This is a genomic window from Peterkaempfera griseoplana, from assembly GCF_001418575.1.
Taxonomy (GTDB): Bacteria; Actinomycetota; Actinomycetes; order Streptomycetales; family Streptomycetaceae; genus Peterkaempfera; species Peterkaempfera griseoplana.
Map to the genome: position 1 here is coordinate 1 of NZ_LIQR01000660.1, position 2,418 is coordinate 2,418.

General features: G+C 78.8%; 1 pseudogene. It reads right to left on the reverse strand.

From position 1 onward, the window contains the following. A pseudogene (locus AOK09_RS34950) lies at positions 1-2,276 on the reverse strand (heavy-metal-associated domain-containing protein); the annotation flags it as partial. Positions 2,277-2,418: the final 142 nt, after the last annotated feature.

The following is a 2,418-nucleotide window of genomic DNA, read 5'->3' on the forward strand; positions in this document are numbered from 1 at the left end:
GCCCCGGGCACCCTGGAGACGGCCCGCGCCACGGCCGCCGCCCCGGCCTCGACCGCCCATCCGGCCCCCGCGTCGTCGTCGGTCTCCCCGCCGGGGCCCGGCCTCCCCCCCGGCGCCTGCAGATCCCGCAGTTCCCGCAGCCGCTCGTACACCTCGTCACCGGGCAGCGCATGCCAGGAGTCCCGCACCACCGGGGGCGGCGCGGAGCGCCGGGACACCCCGCGGGCCCGCAGCGCGCCCGTCGCCATCGACCCGATGGCCGCCAGATGGACGGGCGGGGCCGTCCGCCACCCCAGGAAGGGGCCGCGCCCCCGCTCCGGCGGCCGGGAGGCGGAGAGCAGCGCCCCCAGCGCGGAGGCGGCGACGGAGGCGTGGGCGGCGCCGGTGCTCTGCGCATGGGCTGCGGACACCGCGGTGAGCACCCGCCAGGCCTGCTCCAGCCCCGAACCCGGGGTGCCGGCCGCCCCGCAGAGGATGTCGCCCGTCCAGTCCGCGCCGCCGTCCTCCGGTACCAGGGCCACGCCCACATCGGCGGCCCGCAGCGCATGCGGGCGGTTGCAGGCGATCAGCAGGACGCCCCGGCCGTCGGCCTGCAGGGTGCGGACGGCCTCGGTGAGGCCCTCGTCGCCCTCCGCCGCCTCCTCCGCCTGGCCCAGCAGCTCATGGATGCTGGCATGCGCGGTCACCGCCACCTGGGCCGCGGTCTGCTGCGCCAGGTCCACAAGGGCCTCGGCCAGCGGCGCCGCCGTGACCCCGACCCGGACCCTCCCGCAGAGCCCCTGCGGCCCGTGCAGCTCCGCGGCCAGCCCCTGCGGGCCCGCGGGGCCGTCCGCGGCGGCCTCCTCCCCGGCCCGCCGCGCCACCCGCCGCAGCCGGTAGTCACCCTCTGCCCACGGGCCCCGGCCGCAGAGGTCCTGCACCGTGCGGCCGTGCAGGACCCGCGCGGCCTGCTGCCACACCTCGGCGTCCGCCAGGTCGTCGTGCACCGACTCGGCGGAGAGCAGCCGCAGCCGGTCGCCGCAGAGCACCCGGGCGTCGATCACCACGGCGTCGATGCGGTCCAGCCGGCGCAGCGCGCCCGGGTCCAGCACCACGGTGCCGCGCCGCGCCAGGTCGTGCCCCAGCACCGCGGCGAACGACTCCCGGCCGAGCCGGGCGGCCCTCGGCAGGGTGGCCAGCAGTGCGTCCGCGGCGGCGTCGGTGTGGTGCGAGATCAGGACGGTGGCTCCGGCGCCGAGCAGTTCGGCGAACGCCGTCCGGTCGGACGCCCGCTCCACCGGGCCCTGCGGGAAGGGCACCGGCCTGGGCGGCGGCTGCGGCAGCCGGTCGGGTACGGGGATGCCCTTGGCGCACAGGACGGGCTGGGCCGCGGCCCAGGCGGCACCCCGCGCCCCGACCTCGTAGAGCTGCAGGCAGCGGTGGACGGCGTCCACGGCCAGCGGCGCCAGTCCGTCGGAGACCCCGTGGAGGACCGCGTTGGCGGCGGCCAGCAGCACCTCGGCCCGGTGGCGGCCGACCCGGGACCCCAGGTCCTGACGTACGGCGGGCAGCGAGTCCGCCAGGGCGACCGCCGCCCGTACCAGCCTCGGTGCGGGGGCCACCCGGGTGAGCCTCAGCAGGGCCGCGCCGACCAGGCCGGCGCAGTCCACGGCCAGCGCCACCGAGGCCGCGGCCGTGGCCGCCTCGTCGTCGGGCGGGCCGGGCCTCTCGGGGTGGAGGAGGGCGCCCGCCGCGACCTCCGGCGCCTCCTGCCGCAGGGCGTGGTGGAAGGCCGACTCGGCCCTGGTCACGGCCTCGACCAGGTCCGCCACCTCGACCTGGTCCTCGGCGAACGCCACCAGGACATGCCCGGTGACCGCATTGACCTCGGCCAGGTCGACCCCTTCGATCTCCCGCAGCGCGCCGGTCACCGCCTTGACGAGCCGGCGGTGGTGCGGGCCGCCCGCGGCCAGGCCCCGCAGCTGGATGTGGGCGCGACCGCCGTCCGCCCAGACCCTGCGGCGGCCGTCGCCCTCCGCCAGGGCGCGCAGCGACCGGACCACCGGGCCGGTCCCGGGCAGCCGCAGCCCCAGCCGGGCCGGCTGCCGGCTGAGCGTCTTCACCGCTTCGGCGGTACCCGTCGTCGCGCTGCGGGTCAGCTGGACGGCGGTCGCGGTGCCGCCGCGGGTCAGCGCGATCACGTCGGCCGCGCCGCCCGCCGCGGCCCGCAGCCCGGTCAGGGCCGGGGCCGCGGGTGCCAGCGCGACGGCGGCGAGCAGGGCGCGAAACCGGGACACCGCGGCCTCCTTGCGGGGCGAGGGAAAACAACCGGTTCCCCGTCCGGCTCGCTCTCACACTCCGCTCTCACCCGCTCGGCTCGCTCGGGCACCTCCTGCTCTCCCACCCCTCACCCTGTCTCTTATCCTCATCTGACCCTGC